The 16844-nt window shown below is 46.7% G+C and carries 12 protein-coding genes; 5 read left to right on the top strand and 7 right to left on the bottom strand.

What is annotated here, in order from left to right:
- Positions 1-31 precede the first annotated feature (31 nt).
- The 4 genes from EDI28_RS12030 (at position 32) to EDI28_RS12015 (ending at position 4683) form a co-directional block, all read left to right on the top strand.
- Entirely contained in the window at positions 32-871 is an 840-nt protein-coding gene (locus EDI28_RS12030; RefSeq protein WP_128784121.1) for a PhnD/SsuA/transferrin family substrate-binding protein, read from the top strand.
- A 9-nt stretch (positions 872-880) separates the two neighbouring features.
- Positions 881-2752 carry a response regulator gene (locus EDI28_RS12025; RefSeq protein ID WP_128784120.1) on the top strand — a complete coding sequence of 624 codons (1872 nt, stop codon included), beginning with the start codon at positions 881-883 and terminating at the stop codon, positions 2750-2752.
- A gap of 299 nt (positions 2753-3051) precedes the next feature.
- On the top strand, positions 3052-3537 hold the full coding sequence (locus tag EDI28_RS12020) for a putative pterin-binding protein (protein ID WP_233353360.1): 486 nt from the start codon (positions 3052-3054) through the stop codon (positions 3535-3537).
- Between the two features lie 48 nt (positions 3538-3585).
- Positions 3586-4683 carry a GGDEF domain-containing protein gene (locus tag EDI28_RS12015; RefSeq protein WP_233353359.1) on the top strand — a complete coding sequence of 366 codons (1098 nt, stop codon included), beginning with the start codon at positions 3586-3588 and terminating at the stop codon, positions 4681-4683.
- A 66-nt stretch (positions 4684-4749) separates the two neighbouring features.
- Here EDI28_RS12015 and yiaY read toward each other — a convergent pair whose 3' ends face one another.
- The 7 genes from yiaY to EDI28_RS26945 form a co-directional block, all read right to left on the bottom strand.
- Positions 4750-5898, bottom strand: a complete 1149-nt coding sequence (gene yiaY, locus EDI28_RS12010) for an L-threonine dehydrogenase (RefSeq protein ID WP_128784117.1) — start codon at positions 5896-5898, stop codon at positions 4750-4752.
- 370 nt (positions 5899-6268) lie between these two features.
- Positions 6269-8029: a bifunctional protein-serine/threonine kinase/phosphatase gene (locus EDI28_RS12005; RefSeq protein WP_128784116.1), complete on the bottom strand. Its 1761-nt coding sequence runs from the start codon at positions 8027-8029 to the stop codon at positions 6269-6271.
- Between the two features lie 84 nt (positions 8030-8113).
- Entirely contained in the window at positions 8114-9589 is a 1476-nt protein-coding gene (locus EDI28_RS12000) for a NarK family nitrate/nitrite MFS transporter (protein ID WP_128784115.1), read from the bottom strand.
- A 293-nt stretch (positions 9590-9882) separates the two neighbouring features.
- Positions 9883-10209, bottom strand: coding sequence for a nitrite reductase small subunit NirD (nirD, locus tag EDI28_RS11995; RefSeq protein ID WP_128784114.1), 327 nt, complete (start codon positions 10207-10209; stop codon positions 9883-9885).
- Between the two features lie 12 nt (positions 10210-10221).
- Entirely contained in the window at positions 10222-12774 is a 2553-nt protein-coding gene (gene nirB / locus EDI28_RS11990; protein WP_128784113.1) for a nitrite reductase large subunit NirB, read from the bottom strand.
- Between the two features lie 26 nt (positions 12775-12800).
- Entirely contained in the window at positions 12801-13631 is an 831-nt protein-coding gene (gene cobA / locus EDI28_RS11985; protein WP_128784333.1) for a uroporphyrinogen-III C-methyltransferase, read from the bottom strand.
- Positions 13632-13815: 184 nt separating this feature from the next.
- Positions 13816-13980, bottom strand: coding sequence for a hypothetical protein (locus EDI28_RS26945; RefSeq protein ID WP_164918538.1), 165 nt, complete (start codon positions 13978-13980; stop codon positions 13816-13818).
- A 122-nt stretch (positions 13981-14102) separates the two neighbouring features.
- Between EDI28_RS26945 and EDI28_RS11980 the strand changes: the two genes are divergently transcribed.
- Complete coding sequence (locus EDI28_RS11980) at positions 14103-16829, top strand: nitrate reductase (protein WP_128784112.1); 2727 nt, start codon at positions 14103-14105, stop codon at positions 16827-16829.
- Positions 16830-16844 lie beyond the last annotated feature (15 nt).

Here is a 16844-nt window from a genome sequence, read left to right as displayed (position 1 = left end):
ATTAAGCTACGGTCCTTTAATGGGAGCAGCCATGAAAAATATCAATTATTTCATTATTCCATTAGCTTTTATTAGCTTGCCAGCCCTGTCCGATATCCAACTAACCTTTGGTGTGTACACATCAGACAAGGCAACCGCCATGGTGAAACAATTTCGCCCAGTTCTTGATGCGCTTGAAACACAAATGACTGCAAAATTGGGTGAGCCTGTGCAAATTAAGATGCAAATTTCAAAAAATTACCAACAAGGGTTAACCAACCTCGTCGAAGGCCATGTCGACTTTTCTCGCTTTGGTCCGAGCTCTTACATTCTAGCTAAGCAAAAGAATCCAGCAATTAAGATCTTAGCCGTCGAAAGTAACAAGGGCGGAAAGAGCTTTAACGGCGTAATCTGCGTACACCAGGATAGCAATATTCAATCTGTCAAAGGGTTAGCCGGAAAATCGTTTGCATTTGGCGACGAAAACTCAACCATTGGCCGTTACTTGTCGCAAAGCTACCTTGCCGACCATAACATGACAGCTCAGGCCTTAGATTCATTTGAATACCTGGGGCGCCACGATAAAGTTGGAGCAGCGGTGGCATCTGAGCAATATGATGCAGGCGCGCTGAAAGAAAGTACCTACAAAAAGTTAGTCGGAAAAGGAGCTCCTCTTCGGGTCATTGCAAGTTTCAAGAACGTCACCAAACCGTGGATTGCCAGCTCTTTGCTAAAACCGAAGGTGGCAACTAGCTTAAAGGAAAGCCTAATTGAACTTAAGGATCCGAAGGCATTAGCAGCCATCAAAAAAGACGGGTTCCTGCCCGGTAGCGACAGCGACTATGAAAGAATTCGTATCGCGATGGCCGATAACCGTTTCTTCGAAAGATAGGTTTCCTCTATGGCTGCTTATACTAAATCACTCTCTCTATGGCTAAAGTATTTATTCATGATCACGCTCATCACTGTCGTGATCAGTTTTACTGCGGGTGAAATTGTCAGAGTCTTCGAGAGGAACTATCTAGAAAAAAAAGTTGATAGGCAACTGCAGAGCTACTTTCAGGCATTATCATCTACAACCATTGAGGATGTTCTGACAGAAGACATACCGCACCTCGAAACAATACTGGAACAGGCGACAGCGCATAACCCAGAACTCATCTATGTGCTCATCAGCAATGAAGCCGACGTACAATTAGCAAGTTCAGGACAAGAACCCAGTAACGATAGTACGTTAACCGCACAGTACCATCATACCATTACATTTGAGGGTGAAGTCTTTGGCTCTATGACCCTTGCCTTAAATAAAAAAGTACTCTTGAATGAAATCAATCAACACGTCGACCAAATACGCTATTTTTCTGCCGCATCGTTACTATTACTAGGCTGCTTCAGCTACTTCCTAACTCAATATCTACTGCTTTCGCCGCTTAATAGAATCAATAGAAAATTATTGTCTATTAATGAACTTTCTCTACCGGCCAACCCAGAACCAGAACCAGATAACTTATCTGAATTAGCGCGACTCAATAGATCAGTCAATATGCTACAAGAAGTCTTGTTGGCTCAAAAAGAAAAAGAACGCCGACTGGAAATAGCTAAAAAGCATGCAGAAGAAGCAAACAAGAGCAAAACAGAATTCATAGCCACTATGAGCCATGAAATCCGGACTCCAATGAATATCATTCTAGGCTCGCTTGATATTCTAAAAGATGAACCTCTATCAAATGCAGCCAACCAATTAACCGACACAGCGCAAAATGCAGCGAAACTGTTGCTAAGCCAGCTAAATGACATACTCGATTACTCAAGGCTAGACGCAAACAAAGTTACACTTACTAACAGTACCTTCTCACCGACGATGACAGCAAAAAAAGTCATTGCTATATTTTCAGCGCAGGCAGCACAAAAAAACATCGTCCTGACTTTTAATTCAGACATCTCTAGCCAAACATTATTCATCGGAGACGAGGGAAAAATCTCGCAAATATTAACAAACTTGATTGGGAATGCGGTTAAATTCACTGAAAACGGCACTATTTCTCTCAATATAATTAACCAAAAGAATCATGACGCCACTGACATTACTTTTACATTAAAAGACAGTGGTATAGGTATAGCAAAAGGAAAAATCGATACCATTCTCGTCCCATTTGTACAAAGTGATCCTTCATTTTCCAGACGCTATGGCGGTGCGGGAATGGGGCTTGCGATCAGCAACAAACTACTCGCCATGATGGGAGGGAAGCTAAATATACAAAGTACGTTAGGTGAAGGATCCGTATTTTCATTCCAGTTGAGACTAAAACCTGACCGTATCAACCGGGAGCATAGTGCTCTGTCCTCTACTTCTCCTACCGCGCAGCAACAGACATTACCCATATTACTGGTCGAAGATAGCCCATCCAATCAGCTGATTGCCAAAACAATGCTGGCTAAGTACGGTTTTCAGGTCAATACCGCAAACAATGGTCTTGAGGCAGTCAAAGCGATAAAGAGCAACAAATTCTTCTTGGTCTTAATGGACTTGCAAATGCCTAAAATGAACGGACTTGATGCATGCAGCGAAATACGCAAACTGACTAATGCCAAGAAATATGTGCCGATCGTTGCTATGACAGCCAATGTCAGCGACACAGACAGGCAACGGTGCTTATCTGTAGGCATGGATGATTTTATCGCCAAGCCGATCAATAAACATAAGATGCTTCAGGTTATCTGCTACTGGCTTGGACGCAGCCATCTAGATACCAATCCTTATCGACGTTTATAATAACCCGGTATCAGTTCATGTATTCGAGTGATGGCCCTGCGTCGTTTCGATGAAGAACCTCAATGCGAACATTTTGACACGAAATCGATTACATTAAGGAAGGTTTAGTTAGAATGTCAAAAAACTGACGTGTTTGATCACATTATAACATTCACGTTGTTTATCGAATCCAGACTACAATATACAAAACATGTACATAAAGTACTAATTTGTTTCAGTGACTCAAGTGGCTCCCGTATTTCTGCCACTCGGTACTGTATTTACCGATAGCCACACGAGGTATCAGGATGTCCATCAGGTTGTCAAAGACTGTAATTAGCGTATTGTTCTTTTTGCTGAGTAGTGTTATTTCCCTATCAGCTCTAGCCTATGAAACGACGCTAACCATTGAAGGTCAGGATACATCTGGGCAACACATCGCCGTCACTCTGACCAGAGCCCAACTTGAACAACTGCCACAAACGACCCTTACTACCCATCTTCCCTGGGTAAAAGGGCAAGCTGAGTTCAAAGGAGTCAAGCTGACCACTTTGCTTGACTCCTTCAAAATCAAGCCCTCGCAAATCACGATGAGTGCCCTGAATGACTACTCAGCTTCAGCAAGCTGGCAACACATTGAGAAATATGAGCCGATTATTGCTATTGAAAAAAATAACCAGTATCTAAAAATTCGCGACTACGGCCCCTACTGGCTGGTATTTTCTATCGACCAATACCCAGAACTTAGCCAGCGTAAAAATCTGGCCAAAATGGTCTGGCAATTGGAAACTATAAAAGCGGAATAAGCTATGGTTCGAAGCAGTACAACCACCACAAAAAGAAAATGGATCAAGATGATGCTATACATCATCACCCCATTATTGATATTCAGTACGCTGGTTGCTGTAAACCATCTGAAAAATAACTCAGAGATTGTCTCAAAAAGCCAAAATGAAGCGATCTGGTTTGTGCTCCAGCTAACAAAGGAATATTCCGAGTTTGTCTACCAGCTGCAGAATTACCAATTTGAAAACAGCAGTCATGACGAAATGATGATCCAGTATGAAATTCTCTGGAGTCGTTTCAATACCATCGTAAACAACAGCCAAATTATGCATTTTGACCAATTCAAAGGGGCTGTAGATGAAATCAATAGCCACTTTGAGCGGGTGAAAATGCTTGAGTATCGCCTGCTCTCCCTCTCATCACCGCAAGAGACACAACCTGTGTTGCAGCTGTTCAGGCAAGACTACGAAAACCTGATGGTATTTCTGAACTACAAATTCCGGCTGTCTAGCGGCGATTTAGGCGATCGCATTACAGCGATCTCTGAAGTTGAGACGGTTATTCGCTATCTGCTGATCACAACGTTGCTAATGGGAGCTCTAATGGCCTATCTCCTATTGCGAGAATCCCACTCACATCATGCCCTCGCGATGAAAGACTCACTAACAGGTATTAACAACCGATTATGGCTTAACCAAAAACTGCGTGAACTTGAGCTCAACAATACCTCGTTTTACTTTTACCTTATTGATTTAGATGAATTTAAGGAAATTAATGACACTATGGGCCATCATGCAGGTGATGAGTTGCTAATCGAGGTTGCCCGTCGGCTGTCTAACTTAAGCTGCAAAGATTACTGTGCGGCGCGGATGGGAGGTGATGAATTTGCAATTATTGAACTTTGCCAACCAACAGGTGATGTCAATTCGTGCATCAGTGACCAGCTAACGGGGGTTTTTAACCGACCTGCGATGTTTGCTGGTTCATTTCATCCAATCTCCGCCAGTATCGGCGTAAGTCAGTTCCCCAAAGCAGCCAAGTCTGTTTCTGAAGTGCTAAAACAGGCAGATTTCGCCATGTACGAAGTCAAGCAGCAAGGAAAAGATGGCCTATTGCATTATCGTTCGCTTTCTTCGTTAGCGGAGAATCAACGAGTCATAAGTTAAAACCAACAAAAAAGCGGTCAGAAGACCGCTTTTTTCATTGGAAAGAATGAGATTCTACCAACTAGCTTACATTGCTGCAGCGTAGATACCTGAAATCTCTTCGTGCGTTGCTTGTTTAGGGTTAGTGAAACCACAAGCATCTTTCAGCGCGTTATCAGCCAACACTGAGATATCTTGATCTTTCGCGCCTAGATCTTTAAGACCAGCTGGAATGCCAACATCTTGAGACAGTACTTGAATCGCGTCCAGTGCTGCTTCTGCACCCTGCTCTGCTGTCATACCTTCAACATTCACACCCATTGCCTTGGCAACATCTGCTAGACGTGCAGGACAAACCTGCGCGTTATAGCGCTGTACGTGTGGAAGCAATACGGCATTACAAACACCGTGCGGAAGGTCGTAGAAACCACCTAGCTGGTGTGCCATTGCATGTACATAACCTAGAGAGGCATTGTTGAATGCCATACCCGCCATGAACTGTGCATATGCCATTTGCTCACGCGCTTCTAGGTTCTGACCGTCGTTAACAGCTGTACGTAGATGCGCCTGGATCAATTCAATCGCTTTAATTGCTACAGCATCAGTAATTGGTGTTGCCGCTGTTGAAACATACGCTTCGATAGCGTGAGTCAATGCGTCCATACCGGTTGCAGCTGTTAGCGATGCAGGCTTGGCAAGCATTAACTTAGGATCGTTAACAGACATCAATGGAGTTGTGTTCTTGTCAACGATCGCCATTTTAATGTGACGAGCTTCGTCTGTAATGATGCAAAAACGCGTCATTTCAGAAGCGGTACCAGCCGTAGTATTGATAGCAACTAGTGGCAACTGAGGCTTCGCTGACTGATCAACACCTTCATAGTCAGCAATCTTGCCGCCATTAGAAGCAACAAGTGCAATACCCTTTGCACAGTCGTGTGGTGAACCGCCGCCAAGAGAGATAACAAAGTCACACTCATTCGCTTTCAGCAGTTCAAGACCAGCTTCAACATTACCAATTGTTGGGTTTGGTTGTGTCCCGTCAAAAACAACAGATTCTACGCCACGCTCAGAAAGTAGATCTGCGACCTGCTTAACCATACCAATTTGGCTTAGAATTTTATCGGTAACGATCAACGCTTTTTTAAAACCTTGTTCTTTAACTGCATCTGCAGCATCAGTCAGGCAGCCTGCACCCATTAAGTTTACTGTAGGGATAAAAAATGCACTGCTCATGTTAATTCTCCATAATTATCAAATACTAATTACTTTAACCGACTAAACCGTCTATTTATTGCGGGCTAACAGGTTACCTGTAATGAGTATCGCGCATACCCCATTCGGGCTAGGCATACATATCTAACACTGCCAAAACGTGCAACAAATTGATCTCGGACAAGTTATGAAAAATAGTGAGTAACTGGCGTTTATTTTTTTGAATTTGATCACTTTTCCGATATAAAATAGCGTCTTATTGTTTACCCATGGAAACATTCTCTTTCGCGTAGTCATATATAGGGTCATGAAAATGGGAAGCTACGCACACAAAAAAGCGCTGAAACATGTCAGCGCTTTCATTGCTGTTATATTGAAGCGTTACTAATATCTAGCCGATAGTAATGATGTATGTTTCGACACAAACGATGATCCCCAGTACCAGCACCATTAGCTTCCAAAACTGCAGTGGATTGCGCCGAATTAACGGGGACTCTTTCAGTTCTCTAAGTATTTTCTGGTCTGGTGTCGATAAATCCTGAATAAATTCAGATATCACTTGATAGCGAGTTTTAGGGGAAGGGTGACAAACTTTTTTTAGTACGAGATCTAACCAGGCAGGTAAATCCTGTCTGTTTTTTAGCACCGAAATATAATCGTAGCGCCGAGATTGCTTATCATCAAAAATTTGTTGATATGGCATTTTATATGGCATCTTCCCCGTCAGCATTTCATAGACAATAACGCCGACAGAAAATAAGTCAGAATATGCCGTTGCTTTTTCACCAGCTAAATACTCAGGTGCAATATAATCTGTCGCCCCAACAGGAACCTCCTCCGGTATAACGCCGGAAACTTCATCAAACCCTTCCGCCTGGGCCGTGCCGAAATCAATAAAAACAGCCTTGCCATTATCAGTTAACATAATGTTTTCTGGTTTCAAATCACGATGAACAATCCCCATCCGCTGAAAGAATCGAATGGGCTTAATTAATTCAGCTGCAATTTCACGGACTTTCTCCAAACTAGGCTTAGGATTATCAATCATCCACTGCCTAAGTGTTTTACCTTCAACATAATCACAGACATGATATAGAAAGGGGGATGCCTCAGCATAACGATGTATTTTCATTATCGCACTATGGCTGATCTGCCTGCCAACCCAACCTTCTCGAATAAATCCCTGCAGGTATACCAAATCATCTGAAAAGTTTGGTGATGGTGCCTTCAGCACATAGCACTTTTCATCAAAATGACTTTTGGCCAAGTAGACATGACTTCGCGTTCCGCTATGAAGTACCCTGATGATTTCGTATTGGTCGATCGTATTCCCTTCAGCCAAAATCGGGGGAATGACCCTTTGGGTCAATTGCCTGGCAGTCTCTTGAAGATTTTCTTGCGGCAGGAAATCTATTTTAACCAGTAAGCAGGTCAGGTTGTCATCACTGCCGTTTTTCCTGGCGTACTGCACAATCAAATGTGCCAGCTCTTCCGCTGCCAGTTCCATTCTCGACAAAAGCCCTTCGAACTCTCGCTTTGTCAGCCAGTCATGAAGGCCATCTGTCGTGAGCACCAATACATCATCCACCTCGACAGACTCTTGTTTGTAATCCACATCAAGCCGGCTATCCATTCCCAGGGCACGGGTTAGAAAATGACTCTTACCTCCTTGTTTACGACTGTGATCCTGAGTGAGCTGGGTGAGCTTTCCGCGCCGGTAACGATAAATTCGACTGTCACCAACATGGATCAGATGTGCCGTATTGGATTTGACGATAACACTGCTGAACGTACTCACTAATCCGTTATGCCGCAGCTCACTTTGCTGACCATGATGATATAACCAGCTATTCAGGCTGGTTAACACTTTAGCTGCGGCTTTTTTTACCCCCCAGCTATCTGGCGTACTGTAATAGTCATCAATGAACTGAGTAACGCTGGTATGGCTTGCCTGCTGCCCGTTATCACTGCAGCTGACACCATCAGCAATACAAGCCACTACCCCTTTATACTTCATCACGCTTTTCCGCGAGGAGTGCTTCACAGCAAAAGCATCTTGGTTGACATCCCTGCATCCCGCACTGGAAAAACCACCCACCGAGACTTGCAGGCTTTCAGTCGTGACTTCTGCTACATCCGTAATTACTGCCATCGGTTTTTCCCTGTATATTTCCCTGTCCCAGTTTGATGATGCGGCCACCCCGTTTTGCCGGGCGGCCTATTGTCCACACCTCAACTAGCTTTTCGCCACATCAATCATCGTCACGCTGCCATCATCATTCACTTCTGCTATCTGACCGGATGGCTCTTCCATCATCAACAACGTGACAAAACCGAGCACTGCCGTAGCCGCTATCACATAGAAGAAGGTACTGTAGTCCACCAGAGACAGAATGGTCAGGTAACAGACAGCACCGACGTTACCGTAGGCACCTGTCATACCGGCTATCTGCCCAGTCATGCGACGTTTAATCAAAGGAACCGTCGCAAAAACCGCTCCTTCGCCAGCCTGAACAAAAAACGAGCATGCCATTGCCGCAGCCACAGCCAGCCATACCGGCCAGCTCGAATCCACTTGTCCCATAAGGAAATAACCGGCAGCTAAGCCAGCAGTCAGAATCAACAATGTCGGCTTGCGGCCAAATCGATCAGAAATCCAGCCACCGCCAGGACGAGACATCAAATTCATAAACGCATAGGCCGATGCCACCATTCCCGCAATTACCGGTGTCAGTTCAAAGGTGTCAGAAAAAAAGAGCGGCAACATTGACACGACAGCCAGCTCTGAGCCAAAAGTCGCAAAGTAAAGCACATTCAAGACCGCAACCTGCTTAAACTTATATTGGTGAATTTCAGGAACAGGCTCTTTGAATATCGTCTTATTCACTTTCCAGACCTGGCTCACCTCATAGCAATAAATAGCCACAAGCATGACATACATGCCAGTAACCATAGCGGAACTGAGCATGGATACACCACTTGGCGACAGTTTCCAGGCCAGCAGTGCCAATGCACCGTACATTGGCAGTTTCATCAGCAGTAACAAATAAAAGTCGCCTTTTGAGGTTACTTCCATTGCTCCCAAATTCTTTGGCTTGAAGTAGGTTGCTCCCTTCGGCGTATCAGCCACATTGACATAGAAGAAATAGGAGAAAATCAAACTCATTGCACCTGTGATCGCCATTGCATAGCGCCAGCCATCTTCACCACCGAACATCACAGCCACAGTCGGCAACGTAAAGGCAGCAGCTGCAGATCCAAAGTTACCCCAGCCACCGTATATCCCCTCAGCGGTTCCTAGCTCATTATGCGGAAACCATTCCGAAACCAACCGGATGCCGACCACAAAGCCAGCCCCGATAAACCCTAATGCGAAACGGGCTATAGCCGCTTGAACAAAGGTCTCTGCAAAGGCAAACGCAAAACAAGGAATTGAGCAGATAGCCAATAAAGCCGAGTAGACTACCCGAGGGCCGTATTTATCGGTCAGCATGCCAATAATAACCCGTGCCGGGATCGTAAAGGCAACATTCAGTATCAACAGGGTCTTAACCTCTGCGGTCGTCAGGCCAAGTGATTCTTTCACCGCCTGAAGCAAGGGTGCAAAGTTAAACCACACCATAAATGTAATAAAAAAGGCAAACCAGCTGTAATGAAGGATTTTCATTTTGCCAGTCATGGAGAATATGTTGAACTTACCTGTATCTGTCATTGTTTAATTCCCTTATTGACTCTCTGGTAAGTTATCTGCAGTTATCATGCCATCCATACAAAACCTTTAAAAACAACAAAATAAAACCAAAAACTAAGGAAAAATTACTTTTGACACACTCTATTCCTTTAAATAGTGCATGCTTGCACCATCTAGCTACAAATAATCTCATTTTAATATGGTTTTATTGTTTCCCAATTCGCTACAACCCAGTAAAAATAACGCCAACAATCAATAAAACTGAAAATGGAGCCATCAGGCTCCATTTCTATTTATCTCATCCAAAATAGCGACTAAATCTGTAGCTGAATTTCGCCTTGTGCCACTCGGACCGGATACGTTTTCAGACTATACTCAGGATCTTCAAGGCACTCACCAGTCGTTAAGCTAAAATGCTGTTTATACAGCGGAGAAGCCACCACCACATCGCCGTCGACACAACCGATGATCCCCCTGGATATCACGTTGGCCTCACCAATAGGATCGTAGTTTGACAAAGCGTAGACTGACTGGCTCCTACCACAGTAAAAAACAGCCACTTGCTCCTTGTCTATCAATGCACACACTCCAGTATTTTTTACCAAGTCGCTTTGCTTACAGATAGTTTGCCACTGTTCCATAACTAACCGCTCCTATTCCGTTACATCTACAATTTCAATTCGTTCAGACTTAAACCTTGGCCGGCGCTGCCCTCTCTCCGTCACATAACTCAGTTTGCCGTCTGGCTCGGAGCTATTCACAAAATGCTGAAAACGCTTCAATTTCTCCGGTGAAGCCAGCGTCGTCTTCCACTCACATTGATATTGGCTGAGGTTATGCGCCATCTCGCTTTCCAACTCGTTGGCGATGTCTAACTTATCTTCAATAACCACTTTTTGCAGGTATTTCAGGCCCCCTTCGAGATTTTCGAGCCATACCGACGTGCGCTGAAGACGATCGGCAGTTCGGATGTAGAACATCAATATGCGATCGATATAGGCTATCAGCGTTTTGTCATCTAAATCAGCAGCAAACAAATCAGCATGACGCGGACGCATACCGCCATTACCGCATACATAGAGGTTCCAACCGTTCTCTGTTGCAATCACCCCAATGTCTTTTGACTGCGCTTCGGCGCACTCACGGGTACAACCTGATACCGCAAACTTCAGCTTATGGGGCGCACGTAATCCCTTGTAGCGATCCTCCAAATCTATCGCAAACCCAACGCTGTCCTTCACACCATACCGACACCAGGTACTCCCGACGCACGACTTGACCGTCCGCACCGATTTACCGTAGGCATGGCCGGTTTCAAAACCAGCATCAATAAGCTGTTGCCAAATAACAGGCAGCTCGTGTAGCTGTGCCCCGAAGAGGTCCACTCGCTGTCCGCCAGTGATCTTGGTATAGAGGTTAAACGCCTTGGCAACCTCCCCCAGAACAATCAGTTTGTCCGGGGTGATCTCGCCACCCGCCACTCGGGGTACGACCGAGTAAGTGCCGTCTTTTTGCATATTGCCGAGGAAAATATCATTGGTGTCCTGCAGGCCAATATGCTGCTCCTCCAGAACATAGTCATTCCAGAAAGAGGCCAATATAGAGCCCACCGTCGGCTTGCAGACATCGCAACCCAAGCCCTGACCGTAATCATCCAATAATCGATCAAAGCTCTTGATTTGCTTAACCCGAACAATATCTGCCAGCTCCTGACGCGAATAGGCAAAGTGCTCGCAAAGATGGTTATTAACCTCAAATCCCAGGCTGGCAAGCTCAGCATCAAGCACCTGCTTGGCCAGTGCCGAACACCCGCCACAACCCGTCGATGCCTTGGTGCTTCCCTTTAGGTTAGCCATATCAGTACACCCGGCCGCTACCGCCTGTTTGATATCAGCCTTGGTGACATCAAAGCAGGAACAGATCTGGGCACTATCCGGCAGAGCATCCACGCCCATTGCATTGCCAACACCGTCTTCACCAACCGTTGGCAACAACAGCACGGCGGGATTTTCCGGCAGTGGCATGTCATTGAGCTTCATTTGCAGCAAGTTACTGTATGCGTCCACCTCGCCGACCAACACAGCACCGAGGATTTTCTGGCCGTCCTGAGAAACAATCAGCCGCTTGTAGACCTGCTCAATCTCGTCGTTAAAAGTATAGGACTGCGCGCCCGGCGTATTACCGTGGGCATCACCGATACTGGCCACATCAACACCTAGAAGTTTTAATTTAGTGCTCATATCAGCACCGGTGAAAACCCTCTGACTACCACTCTCCTGTTCATCACACAGTTGCGAAGCGACAACCTTCGCCATCTGATAACCCGGAGCGACCAAACCAAAAATCCGTCCTTGCCACAGAGCACATTCACCAATAGCATAAATATCAGCAGCGCTGGTCTGGCAGCTATCATCAATGACGATACCTCCACGCTCACCAAGCTCCAGTCCCCCCTGGCGAGCCAGCTCGTCTTGCGGTCGGATCCCTGCCGAAAACACAATCATATCTGTCTCGAGATAGCTACCATCAGCAAAGTTCATCCGGTAGCGGCAGGTCTCGCCGGCAACAATTTCCGAGGTGGCTTTTTCAGTGTGTACCTCGACCCCCAGCTCCGTAATTTTTCGTTCAAGCAGTTTTCCGCCCCCGTTATCAAGCTGTACCGCCATTAGTCTCGGCGCGAACTCAACAACATGGGTCTTAAGTCCTATGCTTTGCAACGCATTGGCGGCCTCCAGCCCCAGCAACCCACCACCGACAACCACACCCACCTCACTTTGCTGACCGGATGTTTCAATGGCCTCTAAATCTTCAATGGTTCGATACACATGGCAATGCGGCTGGTCATTCCCGGGGATCGGCGGGACAAACGGGTATGACCCCGTTGCCAGTACCAGCTTGTCATAACTTTCCACCCTACCGCTGGCTGTTATCACCTGACGCTCAGTACTATCTATGGCTGTCACTTTTTCATTCAGGACATAACTGACACCGTGATCCTGATAATAGTTCTCATCCGTCAGTGCCAACTCTTGAGCCGTTGTCCCGGAAAAATATTTACTGAGCTGCACCCGGTCATAGGCAAGTCTTGGCTCTTCGGAGAAGGTGATAACCTCAAACTGTTCGTTCTCGTCACGTTGCACCAGATCATCAATAAACTTATGGCCAACCATTCCATTGCCAACTACCACAATACGCTGCTTACTCATATAACATCCTCACTGTTTCTAATTCTTTAAGCTGACAATCTGCTCGCCTGCTGGCTGGCCATTGCTGTGAACCACTGCAGTTGCTCGGCCAATGCCACCACCTTGCCGACCACTATCAATGCCGGCGATTTCACTTGCTGCTTCAAGACCAATCCTTCCAGCTGATGCAGCTCACCACAGATCACCCGTTGCTGCGGACAGCAGCCATTTTCTATCAGCGCAACAGGCGTATGAGCGCACAGGCCTGCCTGGGTTAGGCCATTTGAAATCATCCCGGCTTTGGTCAGTCCCATATAAAACACCAAGGTATGGTCAAGCTGGGCCAGCGACTGCCAGCAGATATTCAGATCTTTCTCGGCATGAGCCGTCACAAATGTACATCCCTGCGACAGGCCACGGTGGGTAAGCGGGATCCCGGCATAACTCGTACATCCTGCTGCCGCAGTAATACCGGGGACCAGATCCACTTCAACTCCTGCCTGCCGAAGTTCCAGCATTTCTTCGCCGCCGCGGCCGAACACAAAGGCATCCCCACCTTTCAGGCGACAGATATTTAATCCTTGCTTCGCTTTGGTGACCAACAGTTCATTAATATCCTGCTGGGGAACACTGTGATGATCTTTCGCTTTGCCGACATAAACCGTCGGTGTTGAAGGGGGGAATAGCTGGCAAATCTCCTTGCTTACCAAACGGTCATACACAATCACATCAGCCTGCTGGATCACCCGCAATGCTTTGACTGTCAGTAAATCAGGATCACCGGGACCTGCTCCAACCAGGCTCACACGGCCAGATTGCTTGGGTTCATTGACGGCTACAGAAGTGAAAGTAACAATCTCTGTCGTCTTATTGGCAATCGTTGGTATTTGTGACATCTCTCATCCTTACGTACCTTCCGTGTACGCCTTTATTTGCTCTGTTATCGTCAGAGCAAGGAAAGTGCCACTGCTGCTCCCTCTATGAGGACAAATTCAATATCCGAATGATTTATATAATAAAAAAGCCAACAATCAGAACGTTTCGACGTCGAGAACAATGAATTCACATAGTGACCACTCTGGTGTTTCGCACATTTTTAGTGCACCACACACCAGAATAATGCATCGCCACCTCACAATTATCGATATCAAACACCACACCAAATACTACTTTAGAGGTATAAATAGAGACATATTCCAGCCAGATGGCTGATTTCCATCTAATCATTCTTTATTTCCCTTTTTCTCCGCTTATAGAAACGAAACTGGCTTAGTTATTGCCTTATTCATAAGTAGAAAGACATGAGTAGATAGAAATAACGACAGCTTACTGGGCTCAGGAGGGATGCTTTGGGCACGACAAATAGCAATAGATGGATAAAGAGTACCTGCGCATATTGCGGTGTAGGTTGTGGCATAGAGGCAAAACCAACACCTGACGGACGACTCGAAGTCCGCGGTGATACTGATCACCCAGCCAATTATGGTCGGCTCTGCTCCAAAGGGTTGGCACTGGGTGATACTGTCACCCATCAGGGACGCCTGCTGATGCCGTCAATTAACGGAAATGACTGCCACTGGGATCAGGCTCTGAGTTATGTCGCCGATCAGTTTGGTGCAATCATCCGCGAGCATGGCGCGGAGGCAGTGGCTTTTTATGTCTCCGGCCAACTGCTAACTGAAGATTACTATGTTGCCAACAAACTGATGAAAGGCTTCATCGGTGGCAGCAATATTGATACGAATTCGCGCCTCTGCATGTCATCGAGTGTTGCCGGACACAAGCGGGCCTTTGGTGCTGACTGTGTTCCCGGGTGCTATCAGGATCTGGACATGGCCGATATGATTGTTCTCACCGGATCCAACCTTGCATGGTGTCATCCGGTGCTGTTTCAGCGAATTAAGAGCGCAAAAACCGAACGGCCGGATCTAAAGGTTATCGTCATCGACCCCCGCACCACCAGCAGTTGCGAAATCGCCGATCTTCACCTTGCGATTCATCCAGGCAGCGATGTCGCACTGTTCAACGGCCTGCTGGCATATCTTGCCAAGCATGGAAAGCTCGATCATGACTACATTGCAGATCATACCGAAGGGTTTGATCTCGCATTAGCCAGTGCCTGCCATGATACCGATAATGACGCCGATAATGCCGAGATACTCTCACGCATTACCGGATTATCAGTACAACAGCTCACGGCCTTTTATCAGAGCTTTGCCAATACCGAGAAGGTAGTCACCGTCTACTCGCAAGGCGTTAACCAGTCGGTACACGGCAGTGATAAAGTAAACAGCCTGCTCAACTGCCACCTGGCAACCGGACGTATCGGCAAAACAGGAAGCGGCCCCTTTTCAGTCACCGGTCAACCCAATGCCATGGGGGGACGAGAGGTCGGCGGGCTCGCCAACACCCTGGCTGCTCATATGGAGTTTGGCAACGATGAACACCACCAACTAATCAGCGAGTTCTGGCAAACCAATACCCTATCGGACACACCGGGCCTAAAGGCTATCGACATGTTTGATGCCATCGACAGCGGCAAGATCAAAGCAGTCTGGGTGATGGCCACTAACCCTGCAGTTAGCCTGCCTGATAGCGACAAGATCAACCGGGCACTGCAAAAATGCCCGCTGGTGGTAGTGTCGGACTGTATCGCCGATACCGACACCACCCGTCATGCCAATGTGTTACTCCCTGCACAAGGCTGGAGTGAAAAGTCCGGTACGGTCACCAACTCGGAGCGTCGTATCTCCCGTCAGCGACGGCTATTGCCAACTCCCGGAGAAGGGAAACCCGACTGGTGGATCATCTGCGAAGTCGCAAAAAAAATGGGGTTTGGCGATGCATTCCGCTATCACCATGAAGCCGAGATCTTCTTAGAGTACAGCAAGATGACAGGGCTGGGGAACCATGCTACGACTCGACGCCCTCTTGATCTTTCCGGGCTGTCTGATTTAACGACCGAGCAATACCAACAGCTCAGCCCACAGCAATGGCCTATCACAAAGCAGACTACACAGAGTCACCACAAAGAACTGCAGCAGACACGGAACCAGCACCAACGCCTGTTCTCAGACGGCGTTTTTGCTACCCCTTCAGGCAAAGCCCAGTTTATTGCGGTTCGATATCAACCGCCAGCAAGTCAAACAAGTCATGCCTATCCGCTGGTGCTCAATACCGGACGTATTCGCGATCAGTGGCACACCATGACCAGAACGGGCCTCTCTGCGCGGCTTAGCGAGCACAGTCCGGAACCTTATGTATCGATACATCCCGAAGACGCCAAACGTAATAATCTCGACGATAACCTAATTGCAGTGATTACCAGTCAATATGGACAAGCAGCCGTCAGGGTCAATATCACCACAGACGTGAAGCCAGGAGAGTTATTTATCCCAATCCACTGGAACAACACCACATCCAGTGCAGGTAAAGTTTGCAGCCTGATCAATCCGGATACCGACACGCTGTCGGGCCAGCCGGAATTTAAGTTCACACCCGTATCTGTCGCGCCACAAGCCTACCAAAGCGAGGCGATGTTGTTATCCAGTAGCCCCCAAGATATGGCTGAGTTTGACTACTGGGTCCGGCAGAAAGTCAGCAACGGATATTTATACCGTATCGCCAGCACGTTGCCACCAGAGCAATTGATGCCGAACCTAGCCCGGTATTGTCAGTATGAAAATGGCCGAGAGCTCAGCTTTAATAGCGCAGAAAGCGGACTTTACCGCTATGCCAATATTCAGCAGCAACGTCTGCGAAGCTGCTACCTGATAGCAACGAACCTGCAGCAACAAGATGTCACTTGGCTAAATCAATTACTGGTCGAACCCATTGATGTAACCACAGAGCGTAGTCTCATTTCGGGACGAGCAGAAGGCAGATTGGCTGCAGGAAAAACGATATGTGCCTGTAAGCAAGTGGGGAAAAATACAATTTGCCAGGCAATAAAGGCGCATGACTTAACATCAGTAACAGAGATCAGTGCCTCTACGCAAGCCGGGACAGGATGCGGAAGTTGCGTATCAGAAATCCAACACCTGTTAGATGAACAGATGCTGGTTTCGTCAGGTTAATTTAAGATTCAACCG

The sequence above is a fragment of the Photobacterium chitinilyticum genome (assembly GCF_004104355.1).
Lineage (GTDB): Bacteria > Pseudomonadota > Gammaproteobacteria > Enterobacterales > Vibrionaceae > Photobacterium > Photobacterium chitinilyticum.
Note: the sequence above shows the minus strand (reverse complement) of the source record. Positions and strands in the feature narration are given on the sequence as shown.

Bases quoted from the DNA above. Each gene is read 5' to 3' on its own strand.
- EDI28_RS12000 (WP_128784115.1), bottom strand. From the start codon at position 9,589: ATGACAGATACAGGTAAGTTCAACATATTCTCCATGACTGGCAAAATG.
- EDI28_RS26945 (WP_164918538.1), bottom strand. From the start codon at position 13,980: ATGATTAGATGGAAATCAGCCATCTGGCTGGAATATGTCTCTATTTAT.
- yiaY (WP_128784117.1), bottom strand. From the start codon at position 5,898: ATGAGCAGTGCATTTTTTATCCCTACAGTAAACTTAATGGGTGCAGGC.
- nirD (WP_128784114.1), bottom strand. From the start codon at position 10,209: ATGGAACAGTGGCAAACTATCTGTAAGCAAAGCGACTTGGTAAAAAAT.
- EDI28_RS12015 (WP_233353359.1), top strand. From the start codon at position 3,586: ATGATGCTATACATCATCACCCCATTATTGATATTCAGTACGCTGGTT.
- EDI28_RS12025 (WP_128784120.1), top strand. From the start codon at position 881: ATGGCTGCTTATACTAAATCACTCTCTCTATGGCTAAAGTATTTATTC.
- EDI28_RS12005 (WP_128784116.1), bottom strand. From the start codon at position 8,029: ATGGCAGTAATTACGGATGTAGCAGAAGTCACGACTGAAAGCCTGCAA.
- nirB (WP_128784113.1), bottom strand. From the start codon at position 12,774: ATGAGTAAGCAGCGTATTGTGGTAGTTGGCAATGGAATGGTTGGCCAT.
- EDI28_RS12030 (WP_128784121.1), top strand. From the start codon at position 32: ATGAAAAATATCAATTATTTCATTATTCCATTAGCTTTTATTAGCTTG.